At 40.0% G+C, this 17,561-nt stretch carries 20 protein-coding genes; 14 read left to right on the plus strand and 6 right to left on the minus strand.

The genetic code is table 11. The features are described 5' to 3' along the window. The first annotated feature begins 22 nt into the window (after nt 1-22). The 3 genes from NSS78_RS02715 to NSS78_RS02725 all read left to right on the plus strand — a co-directional run bounded on the left by NSS78_RS02715 (nt 23) and on the right by NSS78_RS02725 (nt 2,128). Nucleotides 23-823, plus strand: coding sequence for an alpha/beta hydrolase (locus NSS78_RS02715; RefSeq protein ID WP_212046672.1), 801 nt, complete (start codon nt 23-25; stop codon nt 821-823). Nucleotides 824-1,192: 369 nt separating this feature from the next. Continuing rightward, a complete protein-coding gene (locus NSS78_RS02720) occupies nt 1,193-1,570 on the plus strand; it encodes a hypothetical protein (protein WP_212046671.1) in 378 nt (125 codons plus the stop codon). A 354-nt stretch (nt 1,571-1,924) separates the two neighbouring features. Beyond that, complete coding sequence (locus tag NSS78_RS02725) at nt 1,925-2,128, plus strand: cold-shock protein (protein WP_003214229.1); 204 nt, start codon at nt 1,925-1,927, stop codon at nt 2,126-2,128. A 279-nt stretch (nt 2,129-2,407) separates the two neighbouring features. Here the strand turns inward: NSS78_RS02725 and NSS78_RS02730 are convergent, their stop codons facing one another. Both NSS78_RS02730 and NSS78_RS02735 read right to left on the minus strand, forming a co-directional pair. Next, a complete protein-coding gene (locus NSS78_RS02730; RefSeq protein WP_003214090.1) occupies nt 2,408-2,869 on the minus strand; it encodes a CarD family transcriptional regulator in 462 nt (153 codons plus the stop codon). A 248-nt stretch (nt 2,870-3,117) separates the two neighbouring features. Next, the gene (locus tag NSS78_RS02735; RefSeq protein ID WP_003213908.1) at nt 3,118-4,167 is read right to left on the minus strand and encodes an NAD(P)-dependent alcohol dehydrogenase; all 1,050 of its coding nucleotides are present in this window, start codon (nt 4,165-4,167) and stop codon (nt 3,118-3,120) included. Nucleotides 4,168-4,384: 217 nt separating this feature from the next. Here NSS78_RS02735 and NSS78_RS02740 point away from each other — a divergent pair, with 217 nt between their 5' ends. Next, complete coding sequence (locus NSS78_RS02740; RefSeq protein ID WP_113386745.1) at nt 4,385-4,786, plus strand: MerR family transcriptional regulator; 402 nt, start codon at nt 4,385-4,387, stop codon at nt 4,784-4,786. A gap of 42 nt (nt 4,787-4,828) precedes the next feature. On the opposite strand, the gene NSS78_RS02745 is transcribed toward NSS78_RS02740, so the two are convergent. After that, nucleotides 4,829-5,560: a glycoside hydrolase family 16 protein gene (locus NSS78_RS02745; RefSeq protein WP_003214284.1), complete on the minus strand. Its 732-nt coding sequence runs from the start codon at nt 5,558-5,560 to the stop codon at nt 4,829-4,831. A 305-nt stretch (nt 5,561-5,865) separates the two neighbouring features. On the opposite strand from NSS78_RS02745, the gene NSS78_RS02750 reads away from it, so the two are divergent. From NSS78_RS02750 to NSS78_RS02780, 7 genes are all read left to right on the plus strand, one after another. After that, nucleotides 5,866-6,444 carry a TetR/AcrR family transcriptional regulator gene (locus NSS78_RS02750; RefSeq protein WP_050945624.1) on the plus strand — a complete coding sequence of 193 codons (579 nt, stop codon included), beginning with the start codon at nt 5,866-5,868 and terminating at the stop codon, nt 6,442-6,444. Between the two features lie 72 nt (nt 6,445-6,516). Then, the gene (locus NSS78_RS02755) at nt 6,517-7,956 is read left to right on the plus strand and encodes a DHA2 family efflux MFS transporter permease subunit (protein WP_050945631.1); all 1,440 of its coding nucleotides are present in this window, start codon (nt 6,517-6,519) and stop codon (nt 7,954-7,956) included. Between the two features lie 195 nt (nt 7,957-8,151). Then, nucleotides 8,152-9,045 carry an alpha/beta hydrolase gene (locus tag NSS78_RS02760; RefSeq protein ID WP_113386747.1) on the plus strand — a complete coding sequence of 298 codons (894 nt, stop codon included), beginning with the start codon at nt 8,152-8,154 and terminating at the stop codon, nt 9,043-9,045. Between the two features lie 140 nt (nt 9,046-9,185). Continuing rightward, nucleotides 9,186-9,551 carry an MmcQ/YjbR family DNA-binding protein gene (locus tag NSS78_RS02765; RefSeq protein ID WP_003213869.1) on the plus strand — a complete coding sequence of 122 codons (366 nt, stop codon included), beginning with the start codon at nt 9,186-9,188 and terminating at the stop codon, nt 9,549-9,551. A gap of 105 nt (nt 9,552-9,656) precedes the next feature. Continuing rightward, nucleotides 9,657-10,418 (plus strand): SDR family NAD(P)-dependent oxidoreductase, encoded by a 762-nt coding sequence (locus tag NSS78_RS02770; RefSeq protein WP_309217925.1) that lies wholly within the window; start codon nt 9,657-9,659, stop codon nt 10,416-10,418. Nucleotides 10,419-10,523: 105 nt separating this feature from the next. Further along, a complete protein-coding gene (locus tag NSS78_RS02775; protein ID WP_309217923.1) occupies nt 10,524-11,276 on the plus strand; it encodes a MerR family transcriptional regulator in 753 nt (250 codons plus the stop codon). Next, complete coding sequence (locus tag NSS78_RS02780) at nt 11,273-12,283, plus strand: alpha/beta fold hydrolase (protein WP_309217920.1); 1,011 nt, start codon at nt 11,273-11,275, stop codon at nt 12,281-12,283. The genes NSS78_RS02775 and NSS78_RS02780 overlap by 4 nt, the downstream gene beginning before the upstream one ends. On the opposite strand, the gene NSS78_RS02785 is transcribed toward NSS78_RS02780, so the two are convergent. Then, nucleotides 12,280-12,708 (minus strand): UPF0715 family protein, encoded by a 429-nt coding sequence (locus NSS78_RS02785; protein ID WP_324606748.1) that lies wholly within the window; start codon nt 12,706-12,708, stop codon nt 12,280-12,282. The genes NSS78_RS02780 and NSS78_RS02785 overlap by 4 nt on opposite strands. Nucleotides 12,709-12,926: 218 nt before the next feature. On the opposite strand from NSS78_RS02785, the gene NSS78_RS02790 reads away from it, so the two are divergent. Then, nucleotides 12,927-14,075: a type II asparaginase gene (locus NSS78_RS02790; protein WP_309217917.1), complete on the plus strand. Its 1,149-nt coding sequence runs from the start codon at nt 12,927-12,929 to the stop codon at nt 14,073-14,075. A 32-nt stretch (nt 14,076-14,107) separates the two neighbouring features. Here the strand turns inward: NSS78_RS02790 and NSS78_RS02795 are convergent, their stop codons facing one another. Then, nucleotides 14,108-15,007, minus strand: a complete 900-nt coding sequence (locus NSS78_RS02795) for an alpha/beta hydrolase (protein WP_335363969.1) — start codon at nt 15,005-15,007, stop codon at nt 14,108-14,110. 56 nt (nt 15,008-15,063) lie between these two features. Then, nucleotides 15,064-15,516, minus strand: a complete 453-nt coding sequence (locus NSS78_RS02800) for a MarR family transcriptional regulator (protein ID WP_050945644.1) — start codon at nt 15,514-15,516, stop codon at nt 15,064-15,066. Nucleotides 15,517-15,721: 205 nt separating this feature from the next. Here NSS78_RS02800 and NSS78_RS02805 point away from each other — a divergent pair, with 205 nt between their 5' ends. Next, complete coding sequence (locus NSS78_RS02805; RefSeq protein ID WP_342468283.1) at nt 15,722-16,327, plus strand: TetR/AcrR family transcriptional regulator; 606 nt, start codon at nt 15,722-15,724, stop codon at nt 16,325-16,327. A 31-nt stretch (nt 16,328-16,358) separates the two neighbouring features. Further along, nucleotides 16,359-17,555 carry an MFS transporter gene (locus NSS78_RS02810; RefSeq protein WP_137055580.1) on the plus strand — a complete coding sequence of 399 codons (1,197 nt, stop codon included), beginning with the start codon at nt 16,359-16,361 and terminating at the stop codon, nt 17,553-17,555. Nucleotides 17,556-17,561: the final 6 nt, after the last annotated feature.

Here is a 17,561-nt window from a genome sequence, read left to right on the forward strand (position 1 = left end):
CTAGAAAAGGGGATGCAAATACATGTCAATTTACCATAAAGTCATTGGAGAAGGATATCCGATCGTTATATTACATGGTTGGACACTTGACCATCAAGTGATGTTACATGCATTTGAACCGGTATTTGAAAAACAAAGCGGTTGGAAGAGAATATACATAGACTTACCGGGTATGGGACGTTCCGAGCCGCATCCATCTATTCAGAATTCTGATGATATGTTAGAAGCGGTATTGCGTCTTTTGGACGAAATGATCCCTGATGAACAGTTTATTGTTTGTGGTTATTCGTATGGAGGGTACATAGCTAGAGGTATTGTTCATTCACGCCTAGAAACCGTTCGTGGATTACTACTTGTGGCCCCAATGACTATACCTGTATTCGATCAAAGAGTCGTGCCAGAGAAGACCGTTCTAAAAAGTGACAGCAGCTTGATATCACAACTCTCTCCAGAGGAGACGGATGAATTTTGCTCCATGGCAGTTGTGCAAGGAAAACCGGAATGGGAGAGGTTTCGAGATGAAATTTACCTTCCTTCTAAACAAACAAATCATGAATTCATCAATAACATTCTTCAAAATGGATATGGCTATACCTTCGACATTTCATCTGAATTTCAGTATCCCACGCTCATTATCACAGGGCGTCAAGACAATGTAGTTGGATATCACGATGCGTGGCGGCTGATCGAAGACTATCCAAGGGCAACCTTTGCTGTGCTTGATATGGCTGGCCACAACTTGCAAATCGAACAACCCGATGTATTTAACTCATTAGTTCATAACTGGTTAATCAGACTTGAGTCGGAAAATGTAAAGAAATAGATTAGGTTTTGTGCAAAATATGTGCAAATCGGAGTCAGGGGTGAATAACCCCGTGGAGGTCCAAGTCCTCTCGGGCATCTCTAAAAAATACCAAGGGTCGTGTACCATTGGTATTTTTTTTGTGTGCTCTTTTATTAGAAAGAGATCACAAGATACATCGATTGTATGCTAGCTGTGAAATCTTAATTACTATCCTCTAAAGAATAGTTGTCAGTCATGCTGTGATTGTTGTCCATAAAAGAACTGAATAAGCTCTTTTATTCAGCTTTTAGTTTCCTTGCATCTTTCATATTGTTAAATAAAGGTTATAATGAGATAATTTGATAAAAAGAAATTAAGTCGCATAAGATCAACCAAAGGAGTTATAACATGATAAAAAGGTTTTCTCTAGTTTTACTTACTCTCATGATGTCTATAGTTGTTTTGCTAGTGGCTGCCAAAAATTCCCCTGGGGATCATGTCATTTCATTTGATCAATCTCACATCTTAATAATATCAATTGTAATAATGGTATGTTTATTCATTCCTCCGTTAGTGATGTCCTTTTTCAGTCACTTGATTGTGAGAACTATATCTAGTGTATACCAATGTTTTATTGTTCTATCTTTTCTGGGGCTCATTCCAATAGGATTTCTTATTCCAGATTTTTTAACAATTGTTGTTTCTGTTGTAGGAACTTTAGCCAGCGTAGCTAGTCTTATAGTAACTTTAAGAATTGATAGAAATAAAGATGCTAACCTTAACTAAAATAAAAATCAATTTTCTAAGAGTACATTAATGTTTCGTTATTCCTTACTTTTAAATAAAGCTGAAAGATGTCTGAAAAATGGATTGACGTTATAAACTTGTTTATTCCTTTCGGATTGAACACCCTTTTTGCAAAAAAATAGTTTAAAGTCAGAGAAGAACAAAATTGAGTATGATCGTTGATTTTGCTCTTTTAAATCCTAAATTGCAATTATTTCCGAATCATGTTACAATAAGATTAATTATTTTTGTTCGGCGTAAAGGATAGCATGAAGAAAGACTTTTCGTCTTGAGGATACTTTGGGCAAGGATAGTATAATACATTGTGTGATAACGCACTAGGAGGCAACAAACATGGAACAAGGTACAGTAAAATGGTTTAACGCAGAAAAAGGTTTTGGATTTATCGAACGTGAAGAAGGCGACGATGTATTCGTACATTTCTCAGCTATCCAAGGTGACGGATTCAAATCTTTAGACGAAGGTCAAAAAGTAACATTTGACGTAGAGCAAGGTTCTCGTGGAGCTCAAGCTGCTAACGTTCAAAAAACTGCTTAATCTTCATTTTTTAAAACAGGTTCTCTGTAGAGAGCCTGTTTTTTTGTGTTTTCATTTATTTCTTCAATAAAAAACCCTACTCAGCGTACAAGTAGGGAGATGTTACAAGGTAATCGTAAAAAAATTCATGCTTCAAAGGTTTATCAACAGTATAGCATATTGGATTTACAATATGCGGAATTTGCCTAAATAAATTCTTTTTTCTTTCATTAATTGAAGGGTGGGTCAGAGAACTTGAATTCAAAAATGGTGAGGGATGCCCAAAAGACGGCAGAGTTCTTAACAGAAACTTTTGATTTGTTTTTCTGTAATCCCTTTGATGACCTCTAATTCACTTAGCAAAAATTCATGGGCATCATCTAGCATTTTCTTTTCACTTGCATTTAGTGCTTTCTCTTTTTTCATACGCATCAGGTCACGTACAACTTCAGCACCGTCTTGGATGCTACCCGTTTTTATTTTGTTTGTATTAATTGTATGCCGTTCTTTCCATGTCGGTATTTGATCTGATTCGCCATGCTGGAAAATGTCCATCACATTGTTTAATGCCAGTATATCTGTAACAGGTCTAATGCGTGAACCCGATATTTTCCGTGTTGGAATCATCACTTTCATATGACTGATTGACATATTAATCACATAATACTGTTGTTTTTCATCAGAAAATTCTTTTTCTTCTATGGCTTCAATTATACCTGCTCCGTGCATTGGATAAACAATGTTATCACCAATTTGAAACATATCATCCGCCTCCATATCATGTATCTACTTTAAGGGTACCACACTTAGAGATAAAATAATCAAATTTTTAATAATAACATGTTTATTTATTTTTTGTCAATAAATTTAGTTCTAAAAAAAAGAGATGATTTCATGAAAATGTTGGATGATTTTTGAACATATCCTCTAAAATCTCACTACAAGAAAAACAGGATATCCACCATTAAAAAAGACCAGCCATTGAGCTGGTCTTTCCAGATAGAATCCGATCATAATGTCGAAATATCAATGACAAACCGATAACGCACATCACTTTTCAGCACACGTTCATACGCTTCATCAACTTGACTTGCGTTAATCACTTCAATTTGTGGTGCGATATGGTGAGCAGCTGCGAAATCGAGCATTTCTTGTGTTTCTTGGATGCCGCCAACGAGTGAACCAGCAATGCTACGGCGGCCGGAAATTAATGAAAAGACATGGAATTGATCTGGATTAGGCGGTGCACCGACATTCACTAAGGTTCCATCCACGCGAAGTAAGGATAAATAGGCGTCTACATTGATATTGGCAGAGACTGTATTGAGAATGAGGTCATATTGACCGGCTAATGTTTTAAATGTATCGGGATCACTTGTGGCAAAATAGTCTTTTGCACCAAATGACAGTGCCTCTTCTTTTTTATTCATAGAGCGGCTCAATACCGTGACTTCAGCGCCAAGTGCACGTGCGAATTGAATGGCGACATGACCGAGTCCACCCATCCCGACGATGGCCACTTTTTTACCCGGGCCTGCCTTCCAGTGCTTTAACGGAGAATAAGTGGTAATGCCAGCGCACAGAAGAGGACTTGCGGCATCAAGGGATAGTTGATCTGGAATGCTGACGACAAAGCGCTCTGTCACGACAATCTTCTGACTATAGCCGCCATAAGTTGGTTCTCCGTCATAATCAATGCTATTATAGGTTTGGACGACTCCTTTCGTGCAATATTGCTCGTCTCCGTTTTGGCAATATTCACAGGTGCCGCAGGAATCAACAAAGCAGCCAACGCCTACACGGTCTCCAATCTGAAATTTCGTCACAGCATCACCGACAGCCGTAACAACTCCAGTAATCTCATGACCCGGAACCATTGGGAAAATACCGCCGCCCCATTCATCAAAGGCGCTGTGGATATCTGAATGACAGATCCCGCTAAATTGAATATCAATTAAAATATCATGTGGACGAAGTGCTCTTCGTTCAATGGTTGTCCGTTCAAAATTCGCTTTTGCATGTGAAACACTTAAAACGTTTGATTGGTGCGTCTGACACATTCTGGATCATCCTTTCAAAAGTAAGATTCTGTTCTACTTCTATACTGTACGTCTTAAAGTGAACTCTAAGTCAATAGAGAACCCTCTTCAGGCTTTTCAACATCCTTAAATAAAGAATTGAGCCAAAAGCATCTTGCGTTCTCTATCAAATTGGAGATGATGAGAAGAAGGAATTTCATTTTTCATAAGGTGAAAGAAGAAGAGAAGGGTGAAAACAATGAAAATAGCACAAGCCGCCAAGCAGCTCAATTTATCTACTGCTACGCTCAGGTACTATGAGAATATTGGGTTAATTCGACCGATCCGGCGGGATGAAAACGGTGTTCGTGATTATGCAGAAGAGGATATTCAGTGGATTGAATTTATAAAATGCATGAGAAATGCGGGTCTCTCAATTGATGCACTTCGAGAATATACGGCTTTATTTATCGAGGGCGAGGATCATACCCTGTCCTCGCGGAAAAGTATTTTGGTCAATGAGAGAGAAAGACTTGTAGAAAAGCAAAAGGAAATCGAAGAGACGATTAAGCGGTTAGATTACAAGATAGAAAGTTATGAAGATATTATCCACAGTTATGAACAAAAGCTCGTTCATCAACTAAAAACCAATTCCATTTGAATGAAGAAAAACCTGTGACAAGTCACAGGTTTTGTAATGTGGTTATCTTTTTGTGTAACGCACCCAGTTATAATGCGCATGGAGTGGTGTAACACCGTTATAGGAGCCGAGCCATTCATCGACACCTGCACCATTCCAGAGGTTCATCATAATCTTTCCTGGTGTTTGAGGGATTTGAGTAGTGGCAGTATGTTTTAATTGTCCGTCCACATACCATTTAATCGAGTTAGGCTGCCAGTCAAATGCATACGTGTGATAAGAGTTTGCTGCATCAAAACCAAGGTTGACGATCTTTTCATGATTTCCTACACCATTGGTATAGTAGTTAAACTGAACCTTTGTCGTATCTTTTCCTAGAAATTCGATGTCAATTTCATCCCAAGGCGTACCATCAGTCGGTCCTGTATAAGTAAAGAACGAAGACACGATCCCAACATTTTTGGCTGGTTTCATGCTGACTTCATAAAGCCCGTAGCCATATGTTTGAGTGGAACGATTTTCTCCGCAGTCAAACTTATTATAGGAAGGACTTGTAAGCGATAACCGCATTTCCCCTAACGACGTCATGGAGACATTGTTTGCACGCCACGTACAGTTAAACATGTTTCCATTCGAGTACCCATCGGCTTTTTGCCATAACCCCGTATTATAGTTGTTAAAAGGCTCATAAAACGACCCGCCTGTTTGGGCCGAGGCACCCGCAGTAAATGTGGACAAACTCAAGACGATTCCAGTGACAAGCAGCATTAACATTCGTTTCACACGGTAAGACATGTAGGCATTCCCCTCTCTTGTTTTGAAAGCGTTTTCTTAATTGATCATACATGATTCTCTCGAAATGGAAAATCGGTCTAATATATGATATTAAAGAGGATATTTTACTAGACTCTTCTATTTTTTTATAGGAAGTTATGAAAGAAAATGATCTTTTTCAGGCGATTTACTAAAGAATGATTGACAAAGCGGACAGTTGTCCGTAAGATAATACCGGTACAATTGTCCTAATGAAAATCAAAAAGTTTTGATTGAACACATAGAGAGAAGTGCAATATGGATGAAGGTAAAGAAGGTGAAGCATCATGGAAAAGGATATTGGGAAGGAAATTGAAGAAGTCGCTTTTACTTTGTTTCAGGAATTTGGCGTGGAAAATGTCAGCATGCATAAAATTGCCAAAACAGCTGGTGTTGGGCAGGGTACTCTTTATCGCCGTTATGCCAATAAAAGTGATTTGTGCCTTTCGATCCTTGGAGAAAGATTTGAACAGCTGATCCCTGCTTTGCATCTTTACTTGAGCAAAATCAGTGACCAGCCAGTTCGTGAACGTTTGCGTTATGTGCTCGAAGAAATTCATCTCATTGTCGGTCATCATTTAGACTGGATTCGGATGCTTACGATATCTGGGAATTTAGAGCAGACAAGCAAAGTGTATGACTGTCATTACAGTCAATCGCTTAGGCAAATGATTCGTGATTTGCTAGAAGAAGCAGATGAAAAAGGGGAAGCGAACATACAGGATATTGAACTGACGACACTTTGTATGTCCTCTCCGATGACGCCTGAACTGATGTTTTATATTCATGAATCTGGTTATTCAATCGAAAAAATCGCTCAATTCGCTGCAGAAAAACAGATTTTATCTGTTTTCAATAGACATTGAAGTGGCTCATTTCTGACCGTCCTTACTTCCTATGATTGATTTAAATTGAAAAAGAAAAGGAGCCAACCTACTATGAACAAACAGCAAGCAGCAGCTTCTCATATTCGAACGCTGCCCATTATTATCTCATTTATCACAGCCGGTTTTATTGGCCTGTTCAGTGAAACGGCACTAAATATGGCGCTGAGAAGCTTAACGTTAGACTTTGGAATTGAAGCGACGACAGCTCAGTGGCTGACAACAGGATATTTATTAACACTTGGTATTCTCGTACCAATTTCAGGACTCATTCTTCAATGGTTTACAACAAGACAGCTTTTCATGACATCGCTCGTCTTTTCGATCATTGGAACTTTTATCGCAGCAGTTGCGCCAGTCTTTAGTATTTTAATGGTGGCACGTGTCGTACAGGCAGTCGGAACAGCATTGCTTCTTCCATTGATGTTCAATACGATTTTGGTAATCATCCCGCCTCATAAACGAGGCAGATCTATGGGGATTATAGGTCTTGTGATCATGTTTGCACCAGCTGTTGGTCCAACAGTCTCTGGCCTTATTTTGAAATCGCTGACGTGGCATTGGATTTTCTGGATTTCACTTCCGCTATTAATAGCTGCACTCGTCTTTGGTTTTATCTTCATGCAAAATATTACTGAGCCAACAAGACCGAAAATCGATATCTTATCGATTGTGCTTTCAACCATTGGTTTCGGAGGAATTGTGTATGGCTTTAGTAGCGCCGGTGAAGGCGGCGGCTGGAGCAGTATGCATGTGATCGTGGCAATTGTAGTAGGTGTCATTGGGATTCTTGTATTCTCTCTCAGACAGTTGAATATGAAGGAACCGATGCTGAACTTAAGCCCGTTTAAATATCCGATGTTTGTCATTGGGTTACTGCTGATCTTAGTGTGTATGATGGTGATGCTGTCTGCTATGATGATTTTGCCATTGTATTTGCAAACATCCTTGGCACTAACGACCTTTACAGCAGGTTTAATGCTATTGCCAGGTGGAATTATCAACGGTCTGCTATCTCCTATCATGGGTGGTTTATTTGATAAGTTTGGACCGAAATGGCTTGTGATTCCAGGGCTTGCGATCGTCGCAGCGACGATGTTAGGTTTCACCAATCTAAGTGTGAATACATCAATTGGATACATTGTGACTCTTCATATTACATTAATGGTCGGCATCGCGATGATCATGATGCCTGCACAAACAAATGGATTAAATCAGCTGCCGCCAGAGTTATATCCGCATGGTACAGCGATTATGAATACATTGCAGCAGGTGTCAGGAGCCATTGGTACTGCTGTCGGTATTTCGATCCTTTCATCAGGAACCCGCAGCTTTATGGAAAATGTGGCTGATCCTGCAAATCCGATGAACAAGCTGCTCGCCTTTACAAATGGCGTCCAGCATGCATTTATTTTTGCTGTGATCATGACAGTCATTGGTTTGATCATCGCTTTCTTCATTAAACGAGTGAAGGTAGAACAGCAAGTTTCATAAAACAGATGAAAAGCACTGAGGACTTAGCGCCGCAGTGCTTTTTTTATTTTCTCAATGCTTGTTTCAAATAGGGCGAAAATGGGGAGATAGATAAAAAGTGAACCAATGAGAATGTGCTGCTGATTCAGTAGAAGGAAAAGAGGAAAAAGAAACGAATGAGTTAAGAAGAAATAAATAAGACAGGAGACTGAGATCATGAACTTAGAAGAACAAATCAAAATCGCTGAGTCATTACGTCAACCATCTGAAGGTTCATTACCGAGTCAATCGGAACTAAAACCAGTCCATCCACCTGAAGTGAACAAAATGGAATATGACATTCCAACAAGTGCTGGCGAAACAAAGGTATGGGTATTTAAGCCGGTCAACACATCAAAGCAGTCGCTTCCTGTTTTTGTGAATTTACATGGCGGAGGATTTATTCTAGGCAGTGCTGAAATGGATAACCACTGGTGTCCGGTCATTGCAGACAGGGCGCAATGTATCGTCGTCAATGTCGAGTATCAGCTTGCTCCAGAGCACCCTTTCCCAGCCGCTCTTCATGAATGCTACGATGTGCTGAAGTGGCTGTATGAACACCCTGATGAGCTTCAAATAGATCCTAATAGAGTAGCCATTGGCGGACATAGCGCAGGAGGAAACTTGGCAACGGCTGCTTGTCTCTTAAATATTCAAAAAGGGAACCAACTCCCGATTGTCTATCAAGTGCTTGATTATCCGCCACTTGATTTAGCCACTGATCCAGCACAAAAGCCAGCGTTTGAAGAAGCGATCCCAGTTGAAATGGCGAGGCTCTTTAATGCCTTCTATCTGCAAGGCCAAGATCCGCGCAATCCGCTCGTTTCTCCAATCTTTGCCGATCGTTCATCCTTGGCACAAATGCCACCAGCTCTCGTTATCACAGCTGAAAGAGATTCGCTAGCTCAAGAAGCCGAACAATATGCTGAGAAGTTAAAAGAAGCAGGGATAGACGTCACGTACAGACAGTTTAAAGGAGTTCCCCACGCCTTCACACATGCCGGAGATTTAGAAATAGCTGAAGAGGCTTGGCATCTCATGAGTGATCAATTGAAGAAGGCGTTTGAATAAGAAAGAAGCATTGATAGAAAAGCACAGAACCCAGCGGGTCTGTGCTTTATTGTTGTGAAGTGAATGAAAAAGATCAGATATGTGCCTTCATTGTCGATATAATAGAAAGATAGAAGACGACTTAAAAAGGAGCGAATCTAATGGAAAAAGAGAATCTACAGGCATTTTGCCTTTCTTTAAAAGGAGTCACCCATGATTATCAGCCAGAATGGCAGGCAGATCGATATCATATTGGTGGAAAGATGTTTGCTATGATGGGCGGGGATGCGAATCGAAAGCCTGTGATCACTTTAAAATGTGACCCTCAACGTGCTGAAGAACTAAGAGAGATGCATGAGGGGATTATTCCTGGCTATTATATGAATAAGACTCATTGGAATTCCATCTACCTTGATGCAGACATTCCAGCTTCATTTGTAGAGGAGTTAATCGAACATTCCTACCAATTGGTTTTTCACAAATTAACAAAAAAATCTCAACATGACATCCTCCAACATGATGAATGAAGATAGACAAGCTAATCACCCCTGTGATTCTCTTCAAAATTGACTAGAGCGAAGTGCTGTCGTTATAATTTAACTAGTTAGAAGACGTTCATAGGGGGATATAAAATGAGCTATACAGTCATTACAGGAGCAAGTTCAGGTATTGGATATGAGGCGGCACTGGCCTTTGCAGCACGAGGCAAAAATCTTATTTTAGCTGCACGCCGGTTCGAGAAACTCCAAGAACTGAAGAAAGAGGTTCTTGATCAATATCCCGATATCGAAGTAAATATACAGTCTGTCGATTTAACCGACATGGAGCAAGTGTATTCATTTTATGAATCATTGGCTGAATATGAGCTCGACACCTTCATTAATAATGCAGGATTCGGCCATTTCGGCTCGATAGGAGAACAGGATGTAAGTAAAATTGGAGATATGCTTCATCTGAATATCGAAGCCTTAACGATTTTATCCACTTTATTTGTTCGTGATTATGAGCAAGTAGAAGGGGCTCAGCTGATCAACATTTCTTCAAGAGCGGGCTATACAGTCGTCGGCAATGCCGTCACCTATTCGGCCACAAAGTTTTACGTGAGTGCCTTTACAGAAGGACTGGCACTAGAGTTGAAAGAAAAGGGAGCTAAGTTACAGGCAAAAATATTAGCACCTTCTGCAACAGAATCGGAATTTGCAAAGCGTTCATTAGATGTAGATCAATTCGAATATGAAGGCAATATCAAGAAATATCATACATCAAAAGAAATGGCAGCTTGTCTGCTCGAGCTGTATGATCATGAGAAAACAGTCGGTATTGTTGACGGCAAGACATTTGATTTTGAATTGAAAGATCCGATTTTTTCACATGCTGGTCCAAGTATGAAATAGAAATGATACATCACTGAGGGAAGATGTCCTCGGTGATTTTTTTATGGCATGATTGACTGTGTGGTAACCACATGGTTTAGACTATGTACACAAGGAGGGAATCTAGTGACGTATGTAACAAGTGGAGAAGTATGTAAGCTATTAAACATCACAAAGTATACGCTTCGTCATTATATAGAACAGGATCTCGTCCGCCCTGCGAAGGTCGCTCAAAATGGATACCAATTATTTGATGAAAAAGAAATTTACACCCTTTATCAAATCCTCTTCTTAAAAAAGGCGGGGTTTTCTTTAAAAGATATCAGCGAGAGCTTTTCGAAAGAACCCGGTATGACTCTGTCCTATCGAGGTATGCTGGATCAGGTCGAGAAGCAATTACAGGAATTGAGCGAAGTGAAACAGCGTCTGGAGCATATGCTGTCGATTCAAAACAGCCTTCAGCTTAATCAAACAACGACTCAAGATCGGCCAATTCGTTATTTAAAACAGATCCCAGATCATCTTCTAAAGACTGAAACAGAGCTCGACTTTAAACAAATCGTTCACCAAAAAGAGCTGGATCTGTCTCTTTTTGAGGAGAGATATTATGTGATCAATCTGCAAGATGACTCAACCATTTCTTATTATGTATCAAATGAACAGGATTACGATGTGAGACTGGATGCTGGTTCTTACGCGGTCAAAAGTTTTTTAGCCGAAGATGAAAAGAAAGTCATTGAAGAAATTGAGGCTTTTCTACACGAAGCTCCGTTTGCCCAGCCTTCTTATATGATCTTATATGAGAATGTACCGGTCTCTGTCACGTACCAAGATTCCATGGTGTACACAGTTGAACAGAGAGCGGGGAATAGAAATTGAAAAAAAGGATTTGGCTGATCATCGCTGCAGCGGCATTCATTTGTATCACAGCATTTGTATTTTATGAAAACAGCTTTGCTATGAATAAAAAGGAAGTCGTCATGGAGACTGCGGATGGGACATTATCAGGTATCGTCACAACACCTAAGAAGGAGTCAATAAAAGGAATTGTCCTTTTTGTACACGGAGATGGTCCACAAAATGCCACATATGACGGAGGATACAGACCTTTAATGGAACGCTTTGCAAAGCAAGGCTATGCGTCTATATCATGGGATAAGCCCGGGGTGGGTCAATCAGAAGGAAACTGGCTGCATCAATCCATGGATGATCGTGCAAAGGAAGTAGAGAATGTGATCAAATGGGCGAAGAAAGAGCCTAATCTTCAATCAAAACAAATCATCTTATGGGGAGCAAGCCAAGCGGGCTGGGTGATCCCAAAAGTAATGACAGATCGAACCGATATCACAGCCTCCATCCTTGTCGGGCCTGCTGTCAATTGGATGAGACAGGGAAGGTACAATACACTTCAAACATTAAAAGAAGCGGATGCATCTAAAGAACAAATTCAAAAAACACTCAAAAAAGAAGATGAGCAAAACAAATTATTAGAAGAAGGCGCGGCATTTCGCACATATCAAAAGAAAACGGACGATCAAGAGATGACAAAAGATCGATTTGAATTCATACAAAAGAACATGAAAGCCGATGCCACTTCAGATATCAAGCGCATCCAATCACCGATCTATTTGGTTTTGGCACAAAATGACCGAAACGTAGATTCCGCTGAAACAAAAACGATCTACGAGAAAGAAGTAGCACCTCAATGGTTGCATATTCAAACAATAAGAGATGTAGAGCATTCAATGCTGAATCCGCTCATTCATCATTCAAATACTCTGATCACATTAGCAGCGATCGCCGCACCGAAAGACTTCCTGCTTAGCCAAGCGTACTTGGATCATTGTGAGCATATACTCGAGCAGCTAAAAACACCTTCACATTAGGTGTTTTTTTTATGCGTTCTTTGATAAAGCAAAGAATCAAAGATCCAGTAGATGAGACTGCTCATGATAACGATAGGTATAGATACTGAACTCCCAATACCATCGATCACAAAAAGCATGACAACCATTGCGATCAGTAAATAAGCAGCAAGATAAAGTGGATGGAAAGCCTTTGGCTGCAAAGAAAACAACAACTGCAAAGGAACCGCAAAGACGAAATAACAAACAAAAAAGATGGGAACGTAAAATACCATGAACGCAGGCTCTCCCTGAATCGGTGGATAGAAGCATACGAACAGACTGAGTAAAATCGAACTAAGGAATAGTGTTATTAGGATTTTGTGAAATGATTGAAGCTTTTGCAATATGTATACTCCTTTTTTGTAAAATTTACTATATTTTATCATAAATTGATGATCTAGCATCGTTTACTGTTAATAATTGAACAACCTCAATATTACCTTTTTTTAAAAAAAATTTAGGTATTTAGATGTAAAGAAATGATTGTGATAATGACCTTTTTGCCTTTATTTGGTTCTGTATCTTTCGCCTCATGCTGATGAATGAAGGAATGTTATAAAGTAAACCCTATAGAAAGAGATCTAGCTTTGAATCCATCATATTTAAGAAAAGAGATGATCGAATGAACGTAACAAAATGGTTAGGTGCTGTCCTTCTTTCAGTTTTATTAATGTCGACAGCAGCTTGTGCCAATACAAGTACCCAAGAGAAAAATCAAAGCGAAAACGAAACCGCATCTAAGGAATCAAAGGACAAAACGACAGCCGTAGAAACAGGGAATAAGTCCTTGTCTAATATTAAGGTATTAGCGACAGGCGGGACGATTGCTGGCAGTTCAGACAGTGATACAGATACGACAGGGTATAAATCTGGTTCACTTGGCATCGATAAAGTCATTGCTTCAGTTCCTCAGCTCAAGGATATTGCAAACGTAACAGGTGAGCAGGTGGCGAACGTAGGTAGTGAAAATGTGGATGATGCTCTTCTTTTAAAATTAGCCAAACGAGTCAATAAACTCTTAAACGATGATCAAGTCGATGGGATTGTCATCACACATGGAACAGATACACTTGAAGAGACCGCTTACTTTTTACATTTGGTTGTCAAAAGTGATAAGCCAGTTGTGGTCGTTGGCTCAATGAGACCAGCGTCTGCTATCAGTGCGGATGGCCCGCTAAACTTGTATCATGCTGTCAAAATTGCCTCTACAAAAGAAGCAAAGGGCAAAGGGGTCATGGTCACATTAAATGACCGAATTGCATCAGCTCGATTTATTACAAAGACAAACACGACGACAACCGATTCCTTCAAGTCTCTTGAGCAAGGCTACATTGGAGAAATTGCTGGTGAAGTGGTTTCCTTTTATAACGAACCAACAAGAAAACATACGTCTGAAAGTGAATTTGATGTATCAAAAATAAAAGAATTACCACAAGTCGATATTTTATACGGCTATCAAAATGATCAAAAATACATGTATGATGCAGCAGTAAATGCAGGAGCGAAAGGCATTGTCGTTGCCGCAGCTGGAAATGGAACGATGTCAACAGAAGCCATCAAAGGGGCAACAGATGCCGTAAAGAAAGATGTAGTCGTCGTGAGGTCAAGCCGTGCAGGAAATGGGATTGTGACCCATGAAAAAATGGATGATGAACATCACTTTGTCTCATCAGATTCATTGAATCCACAAAAAGCTCGCATTCTGCTTATGCTCGCTCTAACGAAGACAAAAGATCCAAGTAAAGTGCAGGCATATTATGAAAAGTATTAATGAAGAAAGGGACCCGAAGCTTCGGGTCTTTTTTATGCGTGCTCCTGATGATGCTCTTTTGCACGTGTTTTTAAAGAGAGTAAAATATCTCGCCAAATATCGTCTACATCTGTAAGAAAATGTCCCGCTTCATCGATATAATAGGTTTTGACGTTTGGAATGCTAGGCGCCATTTTTTCTATTTCAGCAAAAGGAGCCATCGCATCTTCTTTTCCATGCCATACATCAACAGGGATTTGTATATCCTTCATATCAAATGCCCACGGACGCGAGAGCAAATCTGGTTCATGAATACATTCATCCACCGATTGACGAGTGGCTTCGTGTAAATGTGTCATCATCATCTCTAATTGCTCATCGGTTTGAAGAAATTGACGGTCCCATGGATGTAAATGCTTGTTCCCGTTTTTGGCCAGCTTCTTAAATTTCTCTGGTTTGTTCTCAATCATTTTCTTCTGGGAACGATAGCTTGCTCTTAATAGCCAAGGGAACTTCTTACTGAGGAAAAAAGCCAATTTGTTTTCTTTGAGCATACTTTTAGGCGGTTTTCCGTCCTGAAATGGCGTTGTACTTGAAATCAGAGCGGCTGAAAGGACTCGGTTCGGCAATTGAAAAGCACAGCCAGCAGCGAATGCGCCGCCTCCAGATACACCCATCACTGAAAAATGGTGAACGCCAAGATGATCTGCGACTTCCAACACATCTTTTGCCCAATCTAAAATCGTACGTTCAGGTTGAGGGGTAGATAAACCAAATCCTGGTCTGTCTAAACAGATGAGACGAACACCGAGCTCTTTAGAAATGGGGTCATCATCTAAAAACATCACTCTTGATCCAGGAGTTCCATGAAAAAAGAATACTGGAAACCCTTCAAGATCCCCGTATTCACACAAACCAATATGACGTCCATCTTGTAAATGAATACTATCCATACTTTCATCCCCTTAATAGTTTATCTAACTTAAATGTCGGAGAAAGAAACACCGGATTAAGGCGTTTCTTTCGCAATCTGATAGATTTTTTCGTATAGAGACAATAATGTTTTTAAATCTTCTTTTGGAAGCTTTGCATAGTATTTTTGAATGAGGTGCAATTGAATTTCTTCTGTATTCTTGTGAAAGTCATGACCCTTTTCAGCAAAATCAACAATGATTTCCCGCCGGTTATGTGGATTAATTTCTCGTTTGACATAGCCAAGTTGTTCAAGCTTTGATACAAGCTGGCTGGCGGCACTTGCCGAAATGGAAAAGTAATCAGCTAGTTCGTTGATTGTTCTTGTTTTTGTCCGTAATAATTCAAGTGTCAGCTCTTGTTTGGCTGATAAATCTGCATATTCATGTTTTAAAAATCGTTGATACTCTTCTACGTAGATGGAGCCTAGTGCATTCGAGTATTCAATGATTTTTTTACTGTAATGAATGATTTCTGCATCCAATGACATCACCTCTACTCCATTATAGGCAATGTTTATAGTTAAGTGAAGTTAAATATTAAGGTAATTTAAATGAGGAGATGGCATGAGTGATTGTTTCGACGACTTTTTCATTGTATTTTGAGAAAGATCCATTTATAATAAAAAAATAAACCAACTGGTCGGTTTTGAATTGTCCTGATGAAGAAAAGCAAGATAGAAGGGATTGTAAAAGATGACAAGTACACAAAGCGGGGCTGAAAAGAGCGAGAAGACGAAGCGAAAAATCGTCACCGCTTCACGTGATTTATTTGCAAAAAAGGGGTACTCAGAAACATCTGTGCGAGATATTCTAGAGGCGGCTGAAGTGAGTAAAGGCAATCTTTATCACCATTTTAAAGGAAAAGAGTTTTTGTTCCTTCATATCATGGAAGAGGATCACCTCTTGATGATGGAGACGTGGCATCAGGAAAAACAAACGATGCACCAGGCCATTGATCAGCTCGCAGGATTTGCAGAGCTGCTCAGTCAAATGGGCATTAACTACCCATTAATGAGAGCAAGTGAGGAATTTTGTGCAAGTGCCTTTACATCAGACGAGGTCATGGAACGGCTGAACAAGATTGACGCCGACTTTGATGATGTGATGAGAGACATCATACTTGAAGGTAACAAAGATGGCAACTGGTCGATCCAGCATGTCGAGTCAACGGTGAAAATATTATTATCCGTTTTTTACGGATTAGACGTGTTGTATAAAAATGATCCAATCGAAGAGAAAAAAGAATTACAAAAACAAGCGATCTCATTGATTATTCACGGAATCAACCATCATGAGTAACAATTGAATCAATAAAGGGGAAACAAACATCATGCAAAAACCGATTCGTGAGCAAAAAGCTGTACTCGTTATTTTATTAAGTAACATATTTATTGCGTTTTTAGGCATTGGTCTTATTATTCCTGTCATGCCGCTATTCATGAATGTGATGCATCTAACAGGGAGTACGATGGGATACCTTGTGGCGGCGTTTGCTGTGGCTCAGCTCATTGCATCACCTATTGCAGGGAGATGGGTAGACCGCTATGGAAGAAAGATTATGATTGTGTCAGGACTATTTCTATTTGCGTTATCAGAACTCGTCTTCGGTCTTGGGACACACGTGTATGTGCTGTATTTTGCAAGGCTGTTAGGCGGTATTAGTGCGGCATTTATTATGCCAGCTGTGACTGCTTATGTCGCAGATATCACGACCGTTCAAGAAAGATCAAAGGCAATGGGATATGTATCAGCGGCCATTAGTACCGGCTTTATTATCGGACCTGGGATTGGCGGATTTATTGCAGAATACGGTGTACGCCTGCCATTCTTCTTTGCAGCAGGGATTGCCTTTATAGCCGTCATTTCGTCTATGCTTTTGCTGAAGGAGCCATTAACAAAAGAAGAGCGAGCGAAGCAGATGGATCAAGTGAAGGAATCGACCTTCTTTAAGGATTTGAAAAAATCGATCCATCCAAGCTATCTCATCGCTTTTATCATTGTGTTTGTCCTCGCGTTTGGACTGTCTGCGTATGAAACGGTCTTCAGCCTGTTTACAAATCATAAGTTTGGATTTGGTCCAAAAGATATTGCGGTGATTATTACGGTCAGCTCGATTGTGGCGGTTATCATCCAAGTGCTGGTGTTTGGGAAACTCGTTAATACCCTTGGGGAAAAAAGAGTCATTCAGCTCTGCTTGATTGTCGGAGCGGTGCTCGCTTTTGTTTCAACTGTCGTCTCAGGATTTATGGTAGTCCTCATTGTCACATGTGTGATTTTCTTAGCGTTTGATTTATTGCGTCCAGCATTAACGACCTTCTTATCAAAAATCGCTGGCAATCAGCAAGGATTTGTCGCAGGGATGAACTCTACCTACACAAGCCTAGGTACGATTTTCGGCCCAGCCCTTGGCGGGATTTTATTCGATCAAAATATACATTTCCCATTTCTATTCGCAGGTGTTGTCTTATTTCTCGGATTAGGCTTAACCCTTATTTGGAAGGGGAAGGCGACGGTTGTATCTAATTAAGGGCTC

Origin of the sequence: Bacillus sp. FSL W8-0920 (assembly GCF_038593215.1) — a bacterium.
GTDB classification, from domain to species: domain Bacteria; phylum Bacillota; class Bacilli; order Bacillales; family Bacillaceae; genus Bacillus; species Bacillus pumilus.

Excerpts from the sequence above, each read along its gene's own strand:
- NSS78_RS02715 (WP_212046672.1), top strand. The coding sequence starts at position 23 with ATGTCAATTTACCATAAAGTCATTGGAGAAGGATATCCGATCGTTATA.
- NSS78_RS02720 (WP_212046671.1), top strand. The coding sequence starts at position 1,193 with ATGATAAAAAGGTTTTCTCTAGTTTTACTTACTCTCATGATGTCTATA.
- NSS78_RS02725 (WP_003214229.1), top strand. The coding sequence starts at position 1,925 with ATGGAACAAGGTACAGTAAAATGGTTTAACGCAGAAAAAGGTTTTGGA.
- NSS78_RS02730 (WP_003214090.1), bottom strand. The coding sequence starts at position 2,869 with ATGTTTCAAATTGGTGATAACATTGTTTATCCAATGCACGGAGCAGGT.
- NSS78_RS02735 (WP_003213908.1), bottom strand. The coding sequence starts at position 4,167 with ATGTGTCAGACGCACCAATCAAACGTTTTAAGTGTTTCACATGCAAAA.
- NSS78_RS02740 (WP_113386745.1), top strand. The coding sequence starts at position 4,385 with ATGAAAATAGCACAAGCCGCCAAGCAGCTCAATTTATCTACTGCTACG.
- NSS78_RS02745 (WP_003214284.1), bottom strand. The coding sequence starts at position 5,560 with ATGTCTTACCGTGTGAAACGAATGTTAATGCTGCTTGTCACTGGAATC.
- NSS78_RS02750 (WP_050945624.1), top strand. The coding sequence starts at position 5,866 with ATGGAAAAGGATATTGGGAAGGAAATTGAAGAAGTCGCTTTTACTTTG.
- NSS78_RS02755 (WP_050945631.1), top strand. The coding sequence starts at position 6,517 with ATGAACAAACAGCAAGCAGCAGCTTCTCATATTCGAACGCTGCCCATT.
- NSS78_RS02760 (WP_113386747.1), top strand. The coding sequence starts at position 8,152 with ATGAACTTAGAAGAACAAATCAAAATCGCTGAGTCATTACGTCAACCA.
- NSS78_RS02765 (WP_003213869.1), top strand. The coding sequence starts at position 9,186 with ATGGAAAAAGAGAATCTACAGGCATTTTGCCTTTCTTTAAAAGGAGTC.
- NSS78_RS02770 (WP_309217925.1), top strand. The coding sequence starts at position 9,657 with ATGAGCTATACAGTCATTACAGGAGCAAGTTCAGGTATTGGATATGAG.
- NSS78_RS02785 (WP_324606748.1), bottom strand. The coding sequence starts at position 12,708 with ATGCTAGATCATCAATTTATGATAAAATATAGTAAATTTTACAAAAAA.
- NSS78_RS02790 (WP_309217917.1), top strand. The coding sequence starts at position 12,927 with ATGAACGTAACAAAATGGTTAGGTGCTGTCCTTCTTTCAGTTTTATTA.
- NSS78_RS02795 (WP_335363969.1), bottom strand. The coding sequence starts at position 15,007 with ATGGATAGTATTCATTTACAAGATGGACGTCATATTGGTTTGTGTGAA.
- NSS78_RS02800 (WP_050945644.1), bottom strand. The coding sequence starts at position 15,516 with ATGTCATTGGATGCAGAAATCATTCATTACAGTAAAAAAATCATTGAA.
- NSS78_RS02805 (WP_342468283.1), top strand. The coding sequence starts at position 15,722 with ATGACAAGTACACAAAGCGGGGCTGAAAAGAGCGAGAAGACGAAGCGA.
- NSS78_RS02810 (WP_137055580.1), top strand. The coding sequence starts at position 16,359 with ATGCAAAAACCGATTCGTGAGCAAAAAGCTGTACTCGTTATTTTATTA.